Origin of the sequence: Phytomonospora sp. NPDC050363 (assembly GCF_040655735.1) — a bacterium.
GTDB lineage: Bacteria > Actinomycetota > Actinomycetes > Mycobacteriales > Micromonosporaceae > Phytomonospora.
Genome location: NZ_JBFAKK010000005.1, coordinates 96,387 through 115,138 on the forward strand (window position 1 = coordinate 96,387; position 18,752 = coordinate 115,138).

Here is an 18,752-nt window from a genome sequence, read left to right on the forward strand (position 1 = left end):
TTTCGATGGCAAGCAATGACGCCATTCCGGCGCCTGGCGCACGGGCCGTTGCACGGCACGTCCGCGTCTCGCCGAACAAGGCGCGTCGTGTCGTCAACCTCGTTCGTGGCCTTCCCGCGACCGAGGCGCTGACGGTTCTGAAGTTCGCCCCCCAGGCGGCGAGTGAGCCCGTGTACAAGGTGGTCGCCAGCGCGATCGCCAACGCGGAGAACAACGAGCGGCTCGACCCCGAGTCGCTGCTCATCGCCGAGGCCCGCGTTGACGAGGGCCCGACGATGAAGCGGTACCGGCCGCGTGCCCACGGGCGTGCGTACCGGATCCGCAAGCGGACCAGCCACATCACGATCGTGGTGGAGAGCGTCGCGGCGGGCCAAGGCTCCGTCACCGTTCCCCGCCGCCCGCGTCGTGCGGCGACCGAGAGCGCGGCCCCGGCCGCCGCCGAGGTCACCGAGGCGACTGAGAACGACACGATCGAGGCGACCGCCGAGGACGCCGACGAGAAGAAGGCGTCTAAGAAGGAGGCGGCCGAGTAATGGGCCAAAAGATTCACCCGCACGGGTTCCGGCTCGGCATCAGTGCCGACTGGACGTCGCGCTGGTACGCCGACAAGCTCTACAGCGACTATGTGGCCGAGGATGTCAAGATCCGCAAGCTCATGTCGACTGGACTTGAGCGCGCCGGCATCGCCAAGGTCGACATCGAGCGCACCCGTGAAAAGGTTCGCGTCGACATCCACACCGCGCGTCCGGGCATCGTCATCGGCCGCAAGGGTGCCGAGGCCGAGCGTCTCCGCGGCAAGCTGGAGAAGCTCACCGGCGGCAAGCAGGTGCAGCTGAACATTCTCGAGGTCAAGAACCCCGAGTCGGACGCCCAGCTCGTCGCGCAGGGCATCGCCGAACAGCTCGCCAGCCGGGTCAACTTCCGCCGCGCGATGCGCAAGGCCATTCAGTCGGCCATGCGCAACCCGATGGTGAAGGGCATCCGCGTCCAGTGCGGTGGCCGTCTCGGCGGCGCCGAGATGTCTCGCTCCGAGTTCTACCGCGAAGGCCGCGTTCCGCTGCACACGCTGCGCGCGAACATCGACTACGGCCTGTTCGAGGCCCGCACCAACTTCGGCCAGATCGGCGTGAAGGTGTGGATCTACAAGGGCGAGGGTGTTCCCGGTCGCGATGGCGACCAGCAGCAGCGTCCGCAGCGCCGCGCCGGCGAGCGTCCCGAGCGGGGTGCGCGTCGCGGTGGCGGCGGCGACCGTCCGGGCCGTCTGCGCTCGAGCGCGTCGGGCACGACCGCAACAGGCACCGAGGCCGGCCGCGCCGCCTCCGGTGAAACGAAGCAGGAGGGCTGAGCAGCCATGCTTATGCCACGTAAGCCCCCGAAGGGTTTCCGTAAGCCGCACAACCCGAAGCGTTCGGGTAAGAGCAAGGGCGGCACCAAGGTCACTTTCGGTGAGTACGGCATCCAGGCTCTGAGCCCGGCGTACGTGACGAACCGGCAGATCGAATCGGCCCGTATCGCGATGACCCGCCACATCAAGCGTGGCGGCAAGGTCTGGATCAACATCTTCCCGGACCAGTCGATCACGAAGAAGCCCGCCGAGACCCGCATGGGTTCCGGTAAGGGAACTCCGGAGTGGTGGATCGCGAACGTGAAGCCGGGCCGGGTCATGTTCGAGCTGTCGTTCCCGAACGAGACGGTCGCGCGCGAGGCACTTCGCCGTGCGATGCACAAGCTCCCGATGAAGTGCCGGATCGTGACGCGCGAAGTGGGTGAGGTCTGATGGCGGCGACTGTCGCTGCCGGCGAGCTGCGAGAGCTCGCCGACGAAGAGCTGCTCGCGCGGCTGAAGGAATGCAAGCAGGAGCTGTTCAACCTGCGGATGCAGGCCGCGACCGGCCAGCTCGACGACAACCGGGGGTTGAAGGTCGTGCGCCACAACATCGCCCGGATCTACACGATCATGCGCGAGCGCGAGCTGGGCCTGTCCGTCGCGCCGACGGAGGTTGAGGCTTCATGAGTACGCAGGGAACGCGTGCGCGACGCAAGGTCCGCGAGGGCCTTGTCGTCAGCGACAAGATGGACAAGACCGCGGTCATCGAGGTCGAGGACCGGGTCAAGCACCCGTTGTACGGCAAGGTTCTTCGCCGTACCAAGAAGTACAAGGCACACGACGAGCACAACCAGTGCGGCGTCGGCGACCGGGTCCAGATCATGGAGACCCGTCCGCTGTCGGCCACCAAGCGCTGGCGCGTCGTGGAGATCCTCGAGAAAGCCAAGTAGGGAGCCGACGTGATTCAGCAGGAGTCGCGACTTCGCGTCGCCGACAACACCGGTGCCAGGCAGATCCTGTGCATCCGCGTGCTCGGTGGTTCGGGCCGGCGTTATGCGGGCATCGGCGACCTCATCGTGGCCACCGTCAAGGACGCCATCCCGGGTGCCGGTGTCAAGAAGGGTGACGTCGTTCGCGCCGTCGTCGTTCGGACCGCCAAGGAGAAGCGACGCCCGGACGGGTCGTACATCCGCTTCGACGAGAACGCCGCCGTCATCATCAAGGACGACGGGGAACCGCGCGGGACGCGCATCTTCGGCCCGGTGGGCCGCGAGCTGCGTGACAAGCGCTTCATGAAGATCATCTCCCTCGCGCCGGAGGTGCTGTAACCAATGAAGATCAAAAAGGGCGACCGGGTACGGATCATCGCCGGCAAGGACAAGGGCGCCGAGGGTCAGGTCATCGAGGCTTACCCGCGGACCGGCAAGGTTCTCGTCGAGGGTGTCAACCGGGTCAAGAAGCACGAGCGGGTCTCGCAGACCCAGCGCGGCTCCAAGACCGGCGGCATCATCACGCAGGAAGCGGCCATCGACGTCTCGAACGTCCAGGTGCTCGATGCCGACAACCAGCCGACCCGCGTCGGATACCGCCGTGGCGATGACGGCCGCAAGGTCCGTATCTCCCGTCGCACGGGTAAGGACCTCTAATGAGTGACGTGAAGACACTGCCGCGCCTCAAGCAGCGCTACCGCGAGGAAATCGCGGGCTCGCTGAAGGAGCAGTTCGGCTACGCCAACCCGATGCAGATCCCGGGTGTCGTGAAGGTCGTCGTCAACATGGGTGTGGGCGACGCCGCGCGCGACTCCAAGCTCATCGACGGCGCCGTGCGCGACCTCACCACCATCACCGGCCAGAAGCCGCTGCTTCGCCGGGCGCGCAAGTCCATCGCGCAGTTCAAGCTGCGCGAGGGCATGCCGATCGGTGCCAAGGTCACGCTCCGCGGCGACCGGATGTGGGAGTTCCTGGACCGTCTGCTGTCCATCTCGCTGCCCCGTATCCGCGACTTCCGCGGACTGTCGGACCAGCAGTTCGACGGCAACGGCAACTACACCTTCGGGCTCACCGAGCAGTCGGTGTTCCACGAGATCGACCAGGACAAGATCGACCGGGTTCGCGGCATGGACATCACCGTCGTGACGTCGGCCAAGTCGGATGACGAAGGCCGCGCGCTGCTCAAGCTGCTCGGCTTCCCGTACAAGGAGAAGTGACGATGGCGAAGAAGGCGCTGATCTACAAGGCCGCGCAGAAGCCGAAGTTCGCGGTTCGCGCGTACACCCGCTGCACCAAGTGCGGGCGTCCGAAGGCCGTCTACCGCAAGTTCGGCCTGTGCCGGGTTTGCCTGCGAAGCATGGCGCACCGGGGCGAGCTGCCCGGTGTGTGGAAGGCCTCCTGGTAACCAGGAAAGACATCGCTTCGGTCCCGGCCGCGCACGACCGCTTCGGCGGGAGCTGCGCGGCGGGCCCGGGGCGGCCCAATCCGGGGTGGCTCATCACTCCGGGCGACACCACACTTCACCACAGGCCCGACAGCGCCGTCTCGAACGGCTGAGGGAACCGGGGCGAGAAGGGTAAGTACAGCAATGACAATGACCGACCCGATCGCAGACATGCTGACGCGTCTGCGCAACGCCAACCAGGCGTACCACGACCAGGTCCTGATGCCCCACTCGAAGATCAAGGCGAACATCGCCGAGGTCCTCAAGGCCGAGGGTTACATCGCGGGCTGGAAGGTCGAGGACCCGGCCGAGGGCAAGGTTGGCAGGACGCTGGTCGTCGACCTGAAGTTCGGCCAGAACCGCGAGCGGAGCCTCGCCGGCATCCGCCGTGTTTCCAAGCCCGGTCTTCGGGTGTACGCCAAGTCGACTGAGCTGCCGCGCGTGCTGGGCGGCCTGGGCGTGGCCATCGTGTCCACGTCCGACGGCCTCCTCACCGACCGGCAGGCTCGCAAGCGTGGGGTGGGCGGGGAAGTCCTCGCCTACGTCTGGTAAAGGAGGCTGCGAGCACATGTCGCGCATCGGACGTAAGTCAATCCCGGTCCCTTCCGGAGTCGACGTCGCCATCGAAGGCGCCTTCGTCAAGGTCAAGGGCCCGAAGGGCGAGCTGTCGCACACTCTGGCTCAGCCGATCACCATCAGCAAGGCCGACAACGGCGAGCTGCAGGTCGAGCGCCCCAACGACGAGCGCCAGTCCCGTGCCCTGCACGGTCTGTCGCGCACCCTGGTGGCCAACATGGTCGTCGGTGTGACCGAGGGGTACAAGAAGAGCCTGGAGATCAACGGCACCGGTTACCGCGTGCAGTTGAAGGGGTCGGACCTCGAGTTCGCCCTGGGCTTCTCGCACCCCGTCCTCGTGAAGGCGCCCGCGGGCATCACCTTCTCGGTCGAGCGCCCGACGCTCTTCCACATCGAGGGCATCGACAAGCAGCAGGTCGGCGAGGTCGCCGCCAACATCCGCAAGATCCGGCCGCCGGAGCCGTACAAGGGCAAGGGCGTCAAGTACGTCGGCGAGCACATCCGCCGCAAGGCGGGGAAGGCAGGTAGGTAAATGTCGGCCACGCTCGCCAAGCGTCGCAACTCCGGGGGCATCAGCGGTACTCGCCGCATTGCCCGCGACCGTCGTCACTTCCGGGTCCGTAAGAACATGTCCGGTACCGCCGAGCGTCCGCGCCTGGTGGTCACCCGGTCCATCCGGCACATCGTCGCGCAGCTCATCGACGACTCGAAGGGCCACACGGTGGCTTCGGCCTCGTCGCTCGACGACACGTTCGAGGGCTTCGACGGCGACAAGACCGCCCAGGCGAAGAAGGTCGGCGAACTGCTGGCCGAGCGCGCCAAGTCGGCCGGTTTCGACAAGGCCGTCTTCGACCGTGGCGGCAACCGCTACCACGGCCGGATCGCGGCTCTGGCCGACGCCGCCCGCGAGGGTGGACTGAGCTTCTAGAGGTCGCGTGCGGCCTTCGGGCCGCGCGTCCTCGGCTGTGTGCGGATGGGGTGGAGACTCACCCCATCCGCTTCGGCCGGTTCAGGGCCGGGTGCCGAACGGTAGTTCGGTTCGCGGTGTCGGGCAGGATCGTCGACAACTGCATGGTTCGCGGTTCGCCGCGGACCCCATGGCTTCCCGGTGCGGCCTTCGGGCCGGATCCGGATCGGCCCGGGACTCTCCGCCCATCGCGGCGGCACCCGCTGTCACGTCTTCCGGCGTGGCCGGTAGAGTCTTCGCGGCCACGTGGACGGGGCACGAATGCCGTCCACATCCCTCTTCGAGGGAAGCGAGTCAGCGACCTTCGCTGGCGTTATAGCACTTGAGTAGCAGAGAGGTAAGTGCCTGATGGCAGCTCAGCAGCGCACGGGCGGCGGAACGGCGGGTGGCGGCGAAGGCCGCGGACGCCGTGACCGTCGCGACGGCGGTCGCGGCGGTGCCGCGGAGAAAACGCCGCACATCGAGCGCGTAGTTTCGATCAACCGCGTCGCCAAGGTCGTCCAGGGTGGTCGCCGGTTCAGCTTCACCGCGCTGGTCGTGGTGGGCGACGGCAACGGCACCGTGGGTGTCGGCTACGGCAAGGCCAAGGAGGTGCCCGCGGCGATCGCCAAGGGTGTCGAAGAGGCCAAGAAGAACTTCTTCAAGGTTCCGCGGATCGGCGCTACGATCCCGCACCCGATCATCGGTGAGGACGCCGCCGGCGTCGTCATGCTCAAGCCCGCCTCGGCCGGTACCGGTGTCATCGCCGGTGGTTCGGTTCGCGCGGTGCTGGAGTGCGCCGGTATCCACGACATCCTCAGCAAGAGCCTCGGGTCGAGCAACTCGATCAACATCGTGCACGCCACGGTGAAGGCGCTGAAGAGCCTGGAATCGCCCGAGGACGTGGCCAAGCGCCGCGGCCTGCCGCTCGAGGACGTCGCCCCGGCCGCCATGCTGCGCGCCATGGCCGGCGTCGAGCAGTAGCGGGGAGGCGGAAGAGATGGCTCGACTCAAAGTCACCCAGCTTCGTTCGGTGATCGGCAACAAGCAGAACCAGCGGCACACGCTGCGCAGCCTTGGCCTCAAGCGGATCCGTGACGTGGTCGTCAAGGAAGACCGTCCGGAGATCCGGGGCATGATCGCGACCGTGACGCACCTCGTCTCGGTTGAGGAGGTCGACTAACCATGACGGTCAAGATCCACCACCTGCGCCCGGCTCCGGGCTCGAACACCGCCAAGACCCGCGTGGGTCGCGGTGAGGGTTCGAAGGGCAAGACCGCCGGCCGCGGTACCAAGGGTACGAAGGCCCGCAAGAACGTCCCGGCCGCCTTCGAGGGTGGGCAGATGCCCCTCCACATGCGGCTGCCGAAGCTCAAGGGCTTCAAGAACAAGTTCAAGGTCACCTACCAGGTCGTGAACCTGGACAAGCTGGCCGAGCTGTTCCCCAAGGGCGGCCAGATCGGCCCCGACGAGCTCGTCGCCTCCGGTGCGGTCCGCAAGGGCCTGCCCGTGAAGGTGCTCGGCTCCGGTGAGCTCGACGGCGTGACCCTGCAGGTCAGCGCGCACGCGTTCTCGACCTCGGCCAAGGACAAGATCGCCGCCGCCGGCGGTTCGGTCACCGTGGTCGACAAGAAGAACAACTAGCTAGCGACGATGAAGTGAAGACAATCACCGGGGGTTCCCTTTCGTTGACACGAAGGGGAGCCCCCGGTCGTACCTCGGGGCTGTTAAAGTCCTGCGACAGTAAAGCCGGGCTTGTGCACCCCGTCACAAGTTCGCGGATGTTCGGCCGTTTTCGGCGGCCGCTGCGTCCAATGCCCGTGACCGACGCCACTGCCTGGCCCCCAGGCCCCGCCGCGCAGGAGGAATGAGTTGCTCTCCGCCTTCTTCAGCGCCTTTCGGACCCCCGATCTGCGTAAGAAGATCCTGTTCACGCTCTTCATCCTCGCGCTGTACCGGTTCGGGGCCCAGCTCCCCAGTCCTGGCGTGTCGTATGAGAACGCCCAGTACTGCCTAAACCTCGCCACCGAGGACAAGACGACGGATGTGTTCACACTCCTGAACTTGTTCTCCGGCGGCGCCCTCCTCCAGCTGTCGGTGTTCGCGCTGGGCGTCATGCCCTACATCACCGCGAGCATCATCCTTCAGCTCCTGACGGTGGTGATCCCCCGGCTGGAGACCCTCAAGAAGGAGGGTCAGCCCGGCCAGGCGAAGATCACCCAGTACACCCGGTACCTGACGCTGGGCCTGGCGGTCCTCCAGGCCTCCGGTTACGTCGCGCTGGCTCGCGGTGGGCAGATGTTCGCCGACTGCCCGCGCGAGGTCGTCCCGGTCAACGAGCAGATCCCGGACTGGCTCACCCTGACCGTTCTGGTCACCACGATGACCGCCGGCACCGCCGTCATCATGTGGTTCGGTGAGCTGATCACCGATCGGGGCGTCGGCAACGGCATGTCGATCCTGATCTTCACCAACATCGCCGCGCGCCTCCCAACCGAGGGCATGAACATCAAGGAGTCGGCCGGCTGGTTCGTCTTCGGTGCGATCATCGCCATCGGTATCGCGATCATCGCCCTCGTGGTGTTCGTCGAGCAGTCGCAGCGACGCATTCCGGTGCAGTACGCCAAGCGGCAGATCGGCCGGCGAATGTACGGCGGCACGTCCACCTACATTCCGTTGAAGGTGAACCAGGCCTCGGTCATCCCGGTGATCTTCGCCTCCTCGCTGCTGTACATCCCGTCGCTGATCACGCAGCTCGACAGCACCCCCGGCAAGTTCGCCACGTGGGTCAACGACAACCTGGTGATGCCCAGCAGCTGGGTGCACATCACGGTCTACTTCCTGCTGATCATCTTCTTCACGTTCTTCTACGTGGCCATCTCGTTCAACCCGACCGAGGTAGCCGACAACATGAAGAAGGTCGGCGGGTTCGTTCCCGGTATCCGCCCTGGTAAGCCGACCGCGCAGTACCTCGAGTACGTCTTGAACAGGATCACATTGCCAGGGTCCCTTTACCTTGGCATCATTGCGATTCTGCCCAACCTTGCGCTGATCTGGCTCGGCGGCGGCCAGGTCCTGCAGAACTTCCCGTTCGGCGGCACCTCCGTGCTGATCATCGTCGGTGTCGGTCTGGAGTCGGTCAAGCAGATCGAGAGCCAGCTGATGCAGCGCAACTACGAGGGCTTCCTTCGTTAGCGCGGGTTGTTGACCGAGAGAGTGGTTGGATGCGACTGGTACTCGTAGGGCCCCCGGGCGCCGGTAAGGGCACGCAGGCGGAGTTCATCGCCGCGCAGCTGTCCGTACCGAAGATCTCCACGGGCGACATCTTCCGGGCCAATGTGGCCGGGAAGACGCCCCTGGGGATCGAGGCGAAGCGCTACATGGACGCCGGGGGCCTGGTGCCCGACGAGGTCACCATCAACATGGTGGCCGACCGCCTGGCAGAAGAGGACGCCGCCGACGGCTTCCTCCTCGACGGGTTCCCGCGCACCGTCCCGCAGGCGCAGGCCCTCGACAAGCTCCTGGCCGACCTGGGCACCCAGCTCGACCTGGTGCTCGAACTGGTCGTCGAGGACGACGAGGTCATCCGGCGGCTCTCGGGCCGCCGGACCTGCCGCGGTTGCGGCAAGACCTGGCACCTGGAGTTCGACCCGACGACCGTCGACGGCGTCTGCGATCGCTGCGGTGGTGAGCTCTACCAGCGCGACGACGACAAGCCCGAGACGGTCGCCAACCGGCTGCGCGAGTACGCCGACAAGACGGCTCCCCTGGTCGGCTTCTACAGCGCCCAGGCGAAGCTGGCCGGTATCGACGCGACCGGTCCGGTCGAGGACGTGACGACCCGCGCCCTCGACGTCCTGCGTTCCTACGACGGTTAGACGGGGATTTCACGGTGGGGTGGCGCAGGGAGCACATCGAGATCAAGACGCCCGAGCAGATCGGGCTGATGCGCAAGGCGGGACTGGTCGTAGCGGCCGTCCACGACGCCCTGCGCGAGGCCACGAAGCCGGGCGTCTCCACGAAGGATCTCGACACCATCGCCGAGACCGTGATCCGCGACCACGGCGCGGTCCCGTCGTTCCTGGGCTACGACCTGGGCGACGGGGCCTACCCGGCCTCCATCTGCTCCTCGGTGAACGAGCAGGTCGTGCACGCGATCCCCTCGGCCGAGCAGGTGCTGACCGACGGTGACCTGATCTCCGTCGACGTCGGCGCGATCCTCGACGGGTGGCACGGCGACGCGGCGATCACGTTGCCGGTCGGCGAGGTCGCCCCCGAACTCCTGGCGATGGTCGCCGCCGCCGAGGACGCGCTGTGGGCCGGCATCGCCGCGGCGCGCGTCGGCGGACGCCTCACCGACATCTCGCACGCCGTGGAGACCTCGGTCCGCGCGGCCGGCCCCTACGGCATCGTCGAGGGCTACGGCGGGCACGGCATCGGCACCGAGATGCACCAGGACCCGCACATCCTCAACTACGGCAAGCCCGGTCAGGGCGCCAAGCTCAAGACCGGCATGGCCCTGGCCATCGAGCCGATGATCACCTTGGGCTCTCCCGACACCGTCGAGCTGGACGACGCCTGGACCGTCGTCACCTCCGACGGTTCCTTCGCCGCGCACGTCGAGCACTCGGTCGGCCTGTGCGCCGACGGTGTGTGGGTGCTCACCGCGACCGACGGCGGGGTAGCGCGGCTCGGCGACCTGGTCACCTCCGCCGCGAAATAGTGGGTAGGGGTAACCCCCCAATCTCGGCTCCGGGCTCGCAACCGGCGTCCCACCGATGGCATTCTTGACCCACCATGGGACAGACGCACGAGGTGAACACAGTGGACAGTGAGCGCATGCGCGCGTCCAACGCCGACCGGGAACAGGTCGTCGAACGTCTGCGGACCGCGCTCAACGAGGGCCGCCTCAATCTCGACGAGTTCGACGAGCGCGTCTCGCAGGCCTACGGCGCCCAGACCTACGCCGACCTCAAGCCGCTGCTGTCCGACCTGCCGCCGCCGGCCCCATCGGCGAAGTCCGCCATCACGCCCTCGCCGCTGCTCGCGCTCGACCCCGGCGCGGAGAAGAAGGCCCGCCGCCGCGAGCGCGAGCGCCGTGCGGTCCGCAAGGGCTGGACCGGCTGGCTCGGCATGTCCGTGCTGGTCACGGGCCTGTGGTTCATCGGCGTCGCCGCCGACGGCTTCGAGAGCGACGGTGATCTCTGGTTCGTCTGGCCGGTGGGGATCGTCTCGCTGGTCATGATCGTCCGCACCATCGCCTACGTCGCCAAGAGCGATGACTGAACCCCTCGGAGCAATGGTGGAGAGCAACGACAAGCTGCGGATCTCGGACGCCGACCGCGAACTGGTCAGCAAGCTGCTGAAGGTCGCCATCGACGAAGGCCGCCTGACCCTCGGCGAGTACGACGAGCGGCTGCGGCAGGCGTACGAGGCGAAGACCGTCGGGGAGCTCGCGCCGATCATCTCCGACCTGCCGCGGGTGGCCGACGGTGGTGTGGAGGTCGTGCGGCCGAGGATGGTGTCGGTCGATCCGAGCGAGCTGCTGACCGGGACGCCGCAGTGGATCAAGTGGCTGTGGATCTCGTGGATGATCCCGGTGTCGATCACCTCGCTGGTGTGGGTGCTGACGCTGCTGACCGGTGCGGGTACCTGGTACCCGTGGCCGCTGTGGGTGGCGGGTCCGCTGGGCGCGATCTACCTCAGCCTGACCGTCGGCGAGCGGGTCACGCGCGCCGACCGGCTGGCCTCGGAGGCGCAGCGGCGGGCGGAGCGGCGGGGAAGGCGTTAGGGCTTGTCCTGGCCCCGGCCGCGTCGCCGGTCGCCTCAGGGGAGCAGGACGACCTTGCCGGTCGTCTCGCGGTTCGCCAGGGCCCGCTGCGCGGCGGCGGTGTCGGCGAGCGCGAAGGTCGTGACGGCGGGGCGGATGTCGCCGTCGGCGGCGGTGCGCAGTGCGCGGTCGACGTGGCGGCGCAGGCCTTCGGGGTCGCCGAACTCGGCCATGAGAGGGCTGGTGAACAGTGAGGTCACGTGCGGGGGCAGCGGGCGGCTGATGTCGCCGGAGTCGGCGGCCGCGCCGAAGGAGACGCCCTTGTCGGCGAGGTTCCACGCCTTCTGGGCGATCTCGCCGCCGACGCCGTCGAGCGCGACGGTCACCTTCCCTTCGATGCCGCCGGGCCAGCCGGGCGCGAGGTAGTCGATGGCGAGGTCGGCGCCGGCGTCGCGGACCAGGCGGGTCTTCGTCTCGCCGCCGGCCAGGCCGATGACGGTCGCCCCGGCGGCCTTGGCGACCTGGAGGAGGATCCCGCCGATGCCGCCGGCCGCGGCGGTCACGAGCACGACGTCGCCGGGTCCGGCGTCGGCGAGGTCCCACACGGCCAGCGCGGTGACGCCGGTGCTGATCATCGCGACGGCCTCCGCCTCACCGAGGCCGTCGGGCAGCGGGTGGAGGTCGCCGAGCTCGGCGAGGGCCAGTTCGGCGTAGCCGCCGCCCTCGATCGAGGCGGTGACCCGCCGGCCGAGCCACCGTCCGTCGACGCCCTCGCCGACGGCGTCGACGACCCCGGCGATCTCGCCGCCGAGGACGGCCGGCAGCGGCGGCGCGGGGTGGGGACCCACGCGCCGCCCCTGTCGCAGCCAGGTCTCCAGCAACTGCATCCCCGAGGCGGTGACCGCCACGCGCACCTGCCCGGCGCCCGGTACGGGGTCGGGGACCTCTTCAAGGCGGAGGTTCTCGACGGGGCCGTATTCGTGGAGTCGGACGGCGCGCATGGGTTCTCCTCGGGGATGAGCGACTCGGCTGGAGTTGTGAGCCAACAGCCTCAACCGAGGTTGATGTCCAGTGGATGTGGGACAGGCCACGCGGGAGTCGGTGCCGGGAAAAGGCGTGGGCGGGGAGGGGCGCGATCCCTAGGCTCGGCTCGACCACGCACGTCTCCGACTCGCGGAAGAAGGGCCGTCATCATGACCCGCTCGCAAGGTGTGACCCGGCAGAGCACGCTCGCCCACCGAACGCGCCGGGAACCGCCGGCGGGTGAGCCCAGCCGCAACGCCCGGATCCTCGAACGCGCCGGATACGTCGACAAGCTCATGGCCGGCGTGTACTCCTTCCTGCCGCTCGGCCTACGGGTCCTTCGCAACATCGAGGACATCGTGCGCGACGAGATGACGGCGGTCGGCGGCAACGAGGTCCTCATGCCCGCGCTGCACCCCATCGCGGCGTGGGAGGCCACCGGCCGGCAGGACATGCCCATCCTGTTTCGCACCGGCGGCGACACCGCCGTCCTCGGCCCCACCCATGAGGAGGTGGTCACGCCCCTGATGGCCGCGCAGGTCGCCTCGTACAAGGACCTGCCCACGGCGGTCTTCCAGATCCAGAACAAGTTCCGCGACGAGGCCCGCCCCAAGTCCGGCCTGCTGCGCGGACGCGAGTTCGGGATGAAGGACATGTACTCCTTCCACCTCTCCGGCGCCGATCTGGAGACGTACTACGAGCAGGTCGCCGACGCCTACCGTCGCGTCTTCGCCCGCTGCGGCCTCGGCGAGGTCACCCACTACACCTACGCCTCCGGCGGGGACTTCTGCGAGTTCTCCCACGAGTTCCAGGCCGTCACCCCGCACGGCGAGGACACCGTCTACCTCGACCACGGCAAGGGCACGGCGATCAACAAGGAGATCCTCGACCGGTACACCCCCGAGGAGATCGCCGAGCTCGAACCCGTCCGCGCCATCGAGGTCGGCAACATCTTCAAGCTCGGCACCCGCTTCGCCGACGCCGTCGGCTTCCGGCTCCCCGACGCCACCGGCGTGCCCCAGCGCATCCACATGGGCTGCTACGGGATCGGCACGACCCGCCTCGTCGGCGCCATCGCCGAGATCCTGTCCACCGACGACGCGATGGTCTGGCCCGCCGGCGTCGCCCCCTACGCCGTCCACGTGATCCCGCTCAGCGCCCAGCAGCACCAGCGGGCCGAGGAGGTCGCCGCCGCACTGCACCGGCGGGGACACACCGTCCTGCTCGACGACCGTCCCGCCCGCGCCGGCGCCAAACTGGCCGACGCCGACCTCATCGGCATCCCGCACCGCGCGGTCGTCGGCGCCCGCACCGAGGAGGGCCGGGTCGAGCACAGCGACCGGCTCGCCGACGTGACCAGAACCGTCCCGGTCGCCGAACTCGCCCAACTGGTGACCGCGGTCTGAACAGGCGCGCGGGCGTCACCCGGCGCCCGCGCGCAGCCCGCCGCACCCACTGAATTCCACGGGCCGAAATACTCGGGCCACCCAGCGCAGCCGCCGTGTACGCTTCGCGCTCGTGAGCCAGTTCCTCCTCGACCACGGCCTGACCATCTTCGGCCAGCACATCTCCTGGGCCGAGCTCGTCGGCCAGCTGTCGGCGCTGCTCGTCGTCCTCCTCGCCGACCGGCGCACGATCTGGACCTGGCCGGTGCAGATCCTCGCCACCGTCATGCTCTTCATCGTCTACATCTCCGCGCCCCTGGGCGGACTGGCCATGCGGCAGGTGGCGATCCTGCTCATCTCCGTCTACGGCTGGTGGGCCTGGACGCGCCACAAGCGCACCGTCTTCGGGATGGTCGTGCGCACCGCGTCGACCCGCGAACGCGTGCTCATGGGCGTCATCATGGTCGTCGGCACCGGTGCCTTCGGCGCGCTGTTGCAGTACCTCAACTCGCAGGGTTACAACGCCTCCTGGAACCCCTTCCCGGACGCGTGGATCTTCGTCGGGACGCTCGTCGCCTTCGGCGCGCAGGCCGTCGGGCTGGTCGAGTTCTGGCTGGTGTGGCTGGCCGTCGACATCGTCGGAGTGCCGCTGCAGATCAAGTCGGGGCTGTACTTCTCGGCGCTGGTCTACGTCGTGTTCGCCGGTCTGGTGATCAAGGGCTTCCTCGACTGGCGCAAGACCGCGCAGCGCTCCGTCGCCGCGGCGGCCGCCGCCTCCAAGTAGGACGACGACGCCCCCGGGCCGCGTGCCCGGGGGCGTTCGGCCGTTCACTCCACGGCCGTCACCCCGGGCCGCGTCCACTGCGGCAGCGGGCGCCCGTCACGCCGAAACCAGCTCTGCGCCGGATCCTGCGGCCAGCCCTCGGGAGAGTCCTCCCAGGTCTCCTGACGGCCGTAGACGGTCATGTCGAGCAGCAGCAGCGCCGGCATCATCACCTCGCAGCCGCGATGGTCGGTCCCGTAGGTGAGGAACACCCGCTCACCGCGCCGCAGGAAGAAGGCGAAGGCGTCGGCGGGAAAACCCGCGGCCTCCGCACCCGCCGAGGAGTACCAGGGCACCGGGTAGCCCATGAACTCCCGGAAGGGCGCGATCTCGGCGTAGGCCCCTTCGCACACCACGGCGAAGGTCACCCCGCGCGCGTTGAGGTAACTGGCGTCCTGGAAGTTCCACACGTTGGCCGTGCAGCCCCGGCACTGGTCGGCGAAAGACCCGCCGTGGTGCCACATGTGCCCGAACACGAACAGCTGCTCACGGCCCTCGAACAGGTCCAGCAGCGTCACCGGCCCGTCGGCGCCGGTGAAACCGATTCCCGCGTCGACCTCGGTCATCGGCAACCGCCTGCGAGCCGCGGCGATCGCGTCGCCCTCACGGGTGTGCGCCTTCTCCCGTGACAGCAGCGCCGCACGCTCGCGGCTCCAGGTCTCACGGTCGACGACGCGCGGAACGGGGGTGGTGGTCATCGCATGTCTCCTCTCGTCACACGTACCGACGACGAACCCCGCCGGACGTCATCGCCGCGCCGAGTACTGTGTCCGCACCCACACGAGGAGACGACGCGATGGCCGACGAAAGCCGGGCCTGGTTCGAAGCCGCCCACGCCGCCCACCACCGCGAACTGCTCGCCCACGGCTACCGCCTGACCGGCAACGTCGCCGATGCCGACGACCTCGTCCAGGAGACCTTCCTGCGCGCCTGGAAGGCCCGCGACACCTTCGAGGGCCGCGCCTCGGCCCGAACCTGGCTCTACCGCATCGCCACCAACCTCTTCCTCGACACCCGCAAGGCCGCCTCCCGTCGCACCACGCCCGCCGGCGACGCCTTCGAGTGGAACACCGCCCTCGGCCCCTTCCCCGACACCCTCCTCGACGCCGGCCCGCACACCGCCCACGCCGCCGCCGAGACCGTCGAACTCGCCCTCATCGCCGCCCTCACCCACCTGCCCCCACGCCAGCGAGCCGCGTTCGTCCTGCGCGACGTGCACGGCTGGACCCCCGCCGAGGTCGCCGACACACTCGGCGTCGCCCTCCCCGCCGCCAACAGCCTCCTCCAGCGCGCCCGCGCCGCCGTCCGCCGCCACGCCCCCGCCGACCCGCGCGACTGGCGCCGCCCCGCCCTCACCTCCGCCGACGAGGACCTCCTGCGCCGCTACGCCGAAGCACGCTCACCCGCCGACTTCCGCGCCCTGCTCGCCGAGGACGTGCGGATCACCATGCCGCCCGAGCCGGCGATCGTCGGCGTCGACGCCGCCGCCGACTTCCTCGGCCGCCCCCTCGACTGGCGCACCTTCCCCGCCTCGGCGAACGGCCGGCCCGCCCTCCTGTGCTACCTGCGCGAACCCGGCGCGACGCACTACGAGGCGCTCGCCGTGGACGTTCTCCGGATCGAAGGCGGGCGGATCGCCGAGTCGAACGCGTTCATCGGCGCCCACCACGTCACCGCTTTCGGCATGCCGAGACTGTTGGTGCCGTGAGAAACGGGCGCGCGGTCAGCTCGCCGCGCGCCCGCCTTCTGTCGGCCCCTAGCAGCGCCCGGCCGGCGTCCCCCGGGTCACCACGTCGCTGATGCCGGTCGTCCCGTCGAGCCACACGACCCGCAGGAAGACGTCGGCGGCGAACAGCCCTTGGTCGCCGCGGTTGCACGACACCCGCCACGACGGGCCGCCGAGCACCGGCATCTGCAGCAGCTTCGGCAGTCCGGCGTTCCCGGTGGCCGAGCCGTCGCGGGTGCTGTAGGTCAGCCACAGGTCGTTGCCGTCGAGTGCGGGCTGGAAGGGCGCGCCGGCGGAGCCCTCGGCGACCAGCGCGCGAACGCCGCTCCCGTCGTACTTCGCCCGCATGATCGCCGCGTACCCGTCGACGTCGGTGTCCTGCACCCAGCTCAGGCCGCCGGCGCCGAGCACGACGTCCTTGTTGTAGACGAACTCCGGCCGGTGCTCGAAGTAGGTCTTGGCGCCGGTGGCGAGGTCGTAGACGACCGGTCGGTAGCTCCAGTCGCCGGACGGGTCGATCTCGACGTAGCCGAGGCGGCCGCCGCGAACGTCGAGCCACGACCCCTGGATCCCGGCCTCGGGCGTGACCGCGACCGCTTTCGCCGCGCCGGCCCGCACGTAGACGTTGGTCTCGAAGGCCGGGACCTCGCTCGCCGTCCACGCGATCGTGTCACCGTCGACGACCGGCGAGGCGAAGCTCGTCCCGTCGAAGGCCTCGGCGACCGTGCGGATCGGACCGCCCTTCACCGAGCGGGCCAGCACCGCCGCCCACGGCTGGTCGTCGTCGGTGTAGCCCTCGGCGGTCCACACGACCGTCTCGCCGTCGGTGGAGGGCGCCGAGTGGTAGCGGCCGTCGTCGGGGCTGACCGCGCGGGCCTTGCCGCGGCCGTCGCTGCGGCCGGTCCAGATGGTCGGGTAGGCATCGCCCTGCTCGCCGGAACTGGTCACGACGTAGGCGCCGCCGGCGGCGTCGAGGGTGACCGAGCGGTCGGTCACGGCCTCGAAGAGCACGTCGCTGTCGACGCCCAGATCCCCTTCCCAGCCCGGATACACGCCGTGCGCGTCGAAGGCGCGCGAGATGGCGGCGCGCTCGGCCCTCGACAGCCCGAGCTTGCGGGCGGCGGCCTCGACGGCCGCGCGGCCGTCGCTGAAGGTGTCGGTGGGCGTCATGTACTCGGTGAGCGCCTTGTAGACGACCTTGTCGGCCTTCGCCGGGTCGATCGCCTGGCGGATGTCCCACAGCGCACCGGAGAAGATCGTGGAGTTGAGGTGCACCCCGCCGGAGTCGGTGCGGATGTTGACGCCGAGGAAGCCGTCGAGGGTGGTGCGGCCGTCGTTGAGGTCGCGCAGCGCGCACTCGGCGGGAGCCGTCGTGCGGCACAGGTCCTCGCCGAGCAGGCCCGAGGCGGGGTCGGCCATGTCAGTGCCGCTCACGTCGACGTCGACGGCGTTGCCGAAGTAGTCGGCGACGGCCTCGTTCATCGCGCCCGACTGCCCGATGTAGACGAGATCGGCGCTGTTGGTGATGACGCCGTGGCTCATCTCGTGCCCGACGACGTCCAGGTCGGCCGACAGCGGCCGGATCTCGCCGTTCGACCAGCCGTAGACCATCTTCGTGCCGTCCCAGAAGGCGTTGACGAAGGGCCGGCCGAAGTAGGTCGTGCCGACGACCGAGATCATCGAGCCGCCCTCGCCGTCGAGGCCGTCCCGCCCGAAGCGCGAGCGGTAGTAGTCGTAGACCTGCCCGGCGCCCCAGTGCGCGTCGACCGCGCCCGACTCGGTGGCGCGGCCCCCGAAGTCGCTCGTCGGGCCGGTGACGAGCTTCGTGTCGGGCGGGAAGAGCCCGGAGTACTCCCAGTAGTTGCGGCCCTCGGCGTCGTAGGTGAGGATCTCGCCGCCCGCGTCGGTCCACATCGGACGCGAGCGGTCGCGCGTCTCGAAGGCGCCCGCGTCGTTCCGGTAGACCTCCAGCGGGAGCGTCGTGCCGTCGTGGGCGACGCCGGTTCCCTCGGCGGGACCGGCGAACTCGATCGTGTCGTAGGACATCCGCACGCCGCCGGTCAGCGCGTCGACGAAGACGTCGCGCATCATCGGCAGCCGCTTCTCGTGGTCGAGGCCCGACAGGCCGACCCGCCAGACGAGCACGCCGTCGCCGAGTGGCAGGACCGCGAGCTCGGTGCCGGTGACGGTGGCGCCGGCGCGAGTGCGGAGGTCGGTGAGGCTGTCGAGAGCCTTGCGCCCGGCGGCCTCGGCGGGAACCCGCGCCGACGTGCCGACGCCCAGGTCGTAGGTCCGGCCGGTGACGGGATCCTGCTCATCGTCGGCGGCGCCCCCGGTGAGGTGGACGAGAGCGTGCGCGCCGAAGACGGGAAGCCCGCCGTGGAGCTGCTGGAGCCGGACGGTCGTGTCGGCGCCGTCGGAGACGACGTCGAGAGGGATGAAGCCGCCGGAGCCCGTCGCGCGGGCCCCGACGTGGGCGAGCGCGGTGTCGAGGGCGCTCGCCTCCAGTGGGGTGAGCGTCGGGCCGGCGTGCGCGGGTGGGGCGGTGAGTGCCGTCGCGGCGAGCGCTCCGGCGGCGGCTAAGAGCGCGCCGCGCATGGTTCGGGACATGGTCGCCTCCCTTGGGCCGTCGGCCGCGAAGCCAACAGCTTTAAACAACATTGCCCATATTGCTATCGGGAGCGGACGCCGCCCGTCAAGAGGAGTCATTCACAAACTTCACAGTTGACGGATGCGGTTAACGT

General features: G+C 69.1%; 26 protein-coding genes. 23 read left to right on the forward strand and 3 right to left on the reverse strand.

Annotated elements, in window-relative coordinates:
* Nucleotides 1-5 precede the first annotated feature (5 nt).
* From rplV to AB0I28_RS15040, 20 genes are all read left to right on the forward strand, one after another.
* Nucleotides 6-533 (forward strand): 50S ribosomal protein L22, encoded by a 528-nt coding sequence (gene rplV, locus AB0I28_RS14945; protein WP_357493435.1) that lies wholly within the window; start codon nt 6-8, stop codon nt 531-533.
* Complete coding sequence (rpsC, locus tag AB0I28_RS14950; protein WP_357493437.1) at nt 533-1,345, forward strand: 30S ribosomal protein S3; 813 nt, start codon at nt 533-535, stop codon at nt 1,343-1,345. Before rplV ends, rpsC begins: the two co-directional genes overlap by 1 nt.
* 6 nt (nt 1,346-1,351) lie before the next feature.
* A complete protein-coding gene (gene rplP / locus AB0I28_RS14955) occupies nt 1,352-1,777 on the forward strand; it encodes a 50S ribosomal protein L16 (RefSeq protein WP_357493439.1) in 426 nt (141 codons plus the stop codon).
* Entirely contained in the window at nt 1,777-2,013 is a 237-nt protein-coding gene (gene rpmC, locus AB0I28_RS14960) for a 50S ribosomal protein L29 (protein WP_357493441.1), read from the forward strand. The genes rplP and rpmC overlap by 1 nt, the downstream gene beginning before the upstream one ends.
* On the forward strand, nt 2,010-2,276 hold the full coding sequence (gene rpsQ, locus AB0I28_RS14965; protein ID WP_357493443.1) for a 30S ribosomal protein S17: 267 nt from the start codon (nt 2,010-2,012) through the stop codon (nt 2,274-2,276). The genes rpmC and rpsQ overlap by 4 nt, the downstream gene beginning before the upstream one ends.
* Nucleotides 2,277-2,285: 9 nt before the next feature.
* Nucleotides 2,286-2,654 carry a 50S ribosomal protein L14 gene (rplN, locus tag AB0I28_RS14970; protein WP_285661966.1) on the forward strand — a complete coding sequence of 123 codons (369 nt, stop codon included), beginning with the start codon at nt 2,286-2,288 and terminating at the stop codon, nt 2,652-2,654.
* Between the two features lie 3 nt (nt 2,655-2,657).
* The gene (gene rplX, locus AB0I28_RS14975) at nt 2,658-2,972 is read left to right on the forward strand and encodes a 50S ribosomal protein L24 (protein ID WP_357493445.1); all 315 of its coding nucleotides are present in this window, start codon (nt 2,658-2,660) and stop codon (nt 2,970-2,972) included.
* Nucleotides 2,972-3,532, forward strand: coding sequence for a 50S ribosomal protein L5 (gene rplE, locus AB0I28_RS14980; RefSeq protein WP_357493446.1), 561 nt, complete (start codon nt 2,972-2,974; stop codon nt 3,530-3,532). The genes rplX and rplE overlap by 1 nt, the downstream gene beginning before the upstream one ends.
* A 2-nt stretch (nt 3,533-3,534) precedes the next feature.
* On the forward strand, nt 3,535-3,720 hold the full coding sequence (locus tag AB0I28_RS14985) for a type Z 30S ribosomal protein S14 (RefSeq protein ID WP_357493448.1): 186 nt from the start codon (nt 3,535-3,537) through the stop codon (nt 3,718-3,720).
* Between the two features lie 183 nt (nt 3,721-3,903).
* Nucleotides 3,904-4,311: a 30S ribosomal protein S8 gene (gene rpsH, locus AB0I28_RS14990; protein ID WP_357493449.1), complete on the forward strand. Its 408-nt coding sequence runs from the start codon at nt 3,904-3,906 to the stop codon at nt 4,309-4,311.
* A gap of 16 nt (nt 4,312-4,327) precedes the next feature.
* The gene (gene rplF / locus AB0I28_RS14995) at nt 4,328-4,867 is read left to right on the forward strand and encodes a 50S ribosomal protein L6 (RefSeq protein WP_357493451.1); all 540 of its coding nucleotides are present in this window, start codon (nt 4,328-4,330) and stop codon (nt 4,865-4,867) included.
* Nucleotides 4,868-5,263, forward strand: coding sequence for a 50S ribosomal protein L18 (gene rplR, locus AB0I28_RS15000; protein WP_357493453.1), 396 nt, complete (start codon nt 4,868-4,870; stop codon nt 5,261-5,263).
* A 387-nt stretch (nt 5,264-5,650) separates the two neighbouring features.
* Nucleotides 5,651-6,265: a 30S ribosomal protein S5 gene (rpsE, locus tag AB0I28_RS15005; RefSeq protein WP_184790196.1), complete on the forward strand. Its 615-nt coding sequence runs from the start codon at nt 5,651-5,653 to the stop codon at nt 6,263-6,265.
* Between the two features lie 16 nt (nt 6,266-6,281).
* A complete protein-coding gene (rpmD, locus tag AB0I28_RS15010) occupies nt 6,282-6,464 on the forward strand; it encodes a 50S ribosomal protein L30 (protein ID WP_357493455.1) in 183 nt (60 codons plus the stop codon).
* Between the two features lie 2 nt (nt 6,465-6,466).
* Nucleotides 6,467-6,925: a 50S ribosomal protein L15 gene (gene rplO, locus AB0I28_RS15015; RefSeq protein ID WP_357493457.1), complete on the forward strand. Its 459-nt coding sequence runs from the start codon at nt 6,467-6,469 to the stop codon at nt 6,923-6,925.
* Between the two features lie 228 nt (nt 6,926-7,153).
* The gene (gene secY / locus AB0I28_RS15020; protein WP_357493459.1) at nt 7,154-8,476 is read left to right on the forward strand and encodes a preprotein translocase subunit SecY; all 1,323 of its coding nucleotides are present in this window, start codon (nt 7,154-7,156) and stop codon (nt 8,474-8,476) included.
* A 29-nt stretch (nt 8,477-8,505) separates the two neighbouring features.
* A complete protein-coding gene (locus tag AB0I28_RS15025; protein WP_357493461.1) occupies nt 8,506-9,159 on the forward strand; it encodes an adenylate kinase in 654 nt (217 codons plus the stop codon).
* A 14-nt stretch (nt 9,160-9,173) separates the two neighbouring features.
* Nucleotides 9,174-10,004 (forward strand): type I methionyl aminopeptidase, encoded by an 831-nt coding sequence (gene map, locus AB0I28_RS15030; RefSeq protein ID WP_357493463.1) that lies wholly within the window; start codon nt 9,174-9,176, stop codon nt 10,002-10,004.
* A 74-nt stretch (nt 10,005-10,078) separates the two neighbouring features.
* Nucleotides 10,079-10,567 (forward strand): DUF1707 domain-containing protein, encoded by a 489-nt coding sequence (locus tag AB0I28_RS15035; RefSeq protein WP_357493464.1) that lies wholly within the window; start codon nt 10,079-10,081, stop codon nt 10,565-10,567.
* A complete protein-coding gene (locus AB0I28_RS15040; RefSeq protein ID WP_357493465.1) occupies nt 10,560-11,072 on the forward strand; it encodes a DUF1707 domain-containing protein in 513 nt (170 codons plus the stop codon). The genes AB0I28_RS15035 and AB0I28_RS15040 overlap by 8 nt, the downstream gene beginning before the upstream one ends.
* Before the next feature lie 35 nt (nt 11,073-11,107).
* Here AB0I28_RS15040 and AB0I28_RS15045 read toward each other — a convergent pair whose 3' ends face one another.
* On the reverse strand, nt 11,108-12,052 hold the full coding sequence (locus AB0I28_RS15045; RefSeq protein ID WP_357493466.1) for a zinc-binding dehydrogenase: 945 nt from the start codon (nt 12,050-12,052) through the stop codon (nt 11,108-11,110).
* 192 nt (nt 12,053-12,244) lie between these two features.
* Between AB0I28_RS15045 and AB0I28_RS15050 the strand changes: the two genes are divergently transcribed.
* Both AB0I28_RS15050 and AB0I28_RS15055 read left to right on the forward strand, forming a co-directional pair.
* A complete protein-coding gene (locus tag AB0I28_RS15050; protein ID WP_357493467.1) occupies nt 12,245-13,480 on the forward strand; it encodes an aminoacyl--tRNA ligase-related protein in 1,236 nt (411 codons plus the stop codon).
* A gap of 112 nt (nt 13,481-13,592) precedes the next feature.
* A complete protein-coding gene (locus tag AB0I28_RS15055; RefSeq protein ID WP_357493468.1) occupies nt 13,593-14,243 on the forward strand; it encodes a nicotinamide mononucleotide transporter family protein in 651 nt (216 codons plus the stop codon).
* A gap of 44 nt (nt 14,244-14,287) precedes the next feature.
* On the opposite strand, the gene AB0I28_RS15060 is transcribed toward AB0I28_RS15055, so the two are convergent.
* Nucleotides 14,288-14,980, reverse strand: coding sequence for a DUF899 family protein (locus AB0I28_RS15060; RefSeq protein ID WP_357493469.1), 693 nt, complete (start codon nt 14,978-14,980; stop codon nt 14,288-14,290).
* A gap of 68 nt (nt 14,981-15,048) precedes the next feature.
* Between AB0I28_RS15060 and AB0I28_RS15065 the strand changes: the two genes are divergently transcribed.
* Nucleotides 15,049-15,990 (forward strand): RNA polymerase subunit sigma-70, encoded by a 942-nt coding sequence (locus AB0I28_RS15065; RefSeq protein ID WP_357493470.1) that lies wholly within the window; start codon nt 15,049-15,051, stop codon nt 15,988-15,990.
* 48 nt (nt 15,991-16,038) lie between these two features.
* Here the strand turns inward: AB0I28_RS15065 and AB0I28_RS15070 are convergent, their stop codons facing one another.
* Nucleotides 16,039-18,618, reverse strand: a complete 2,580-nt coding sequence (locus tag AB0I28_RS15070) for a M4 family metallopeptidase (RefSeq protein WP_357493471.1) — start codon at nt 18,616-18,618, stop codon at nt 16,039-16,041.
* Nucleotides 18,619-18,752: the final 134 nt, after the last annotated feature.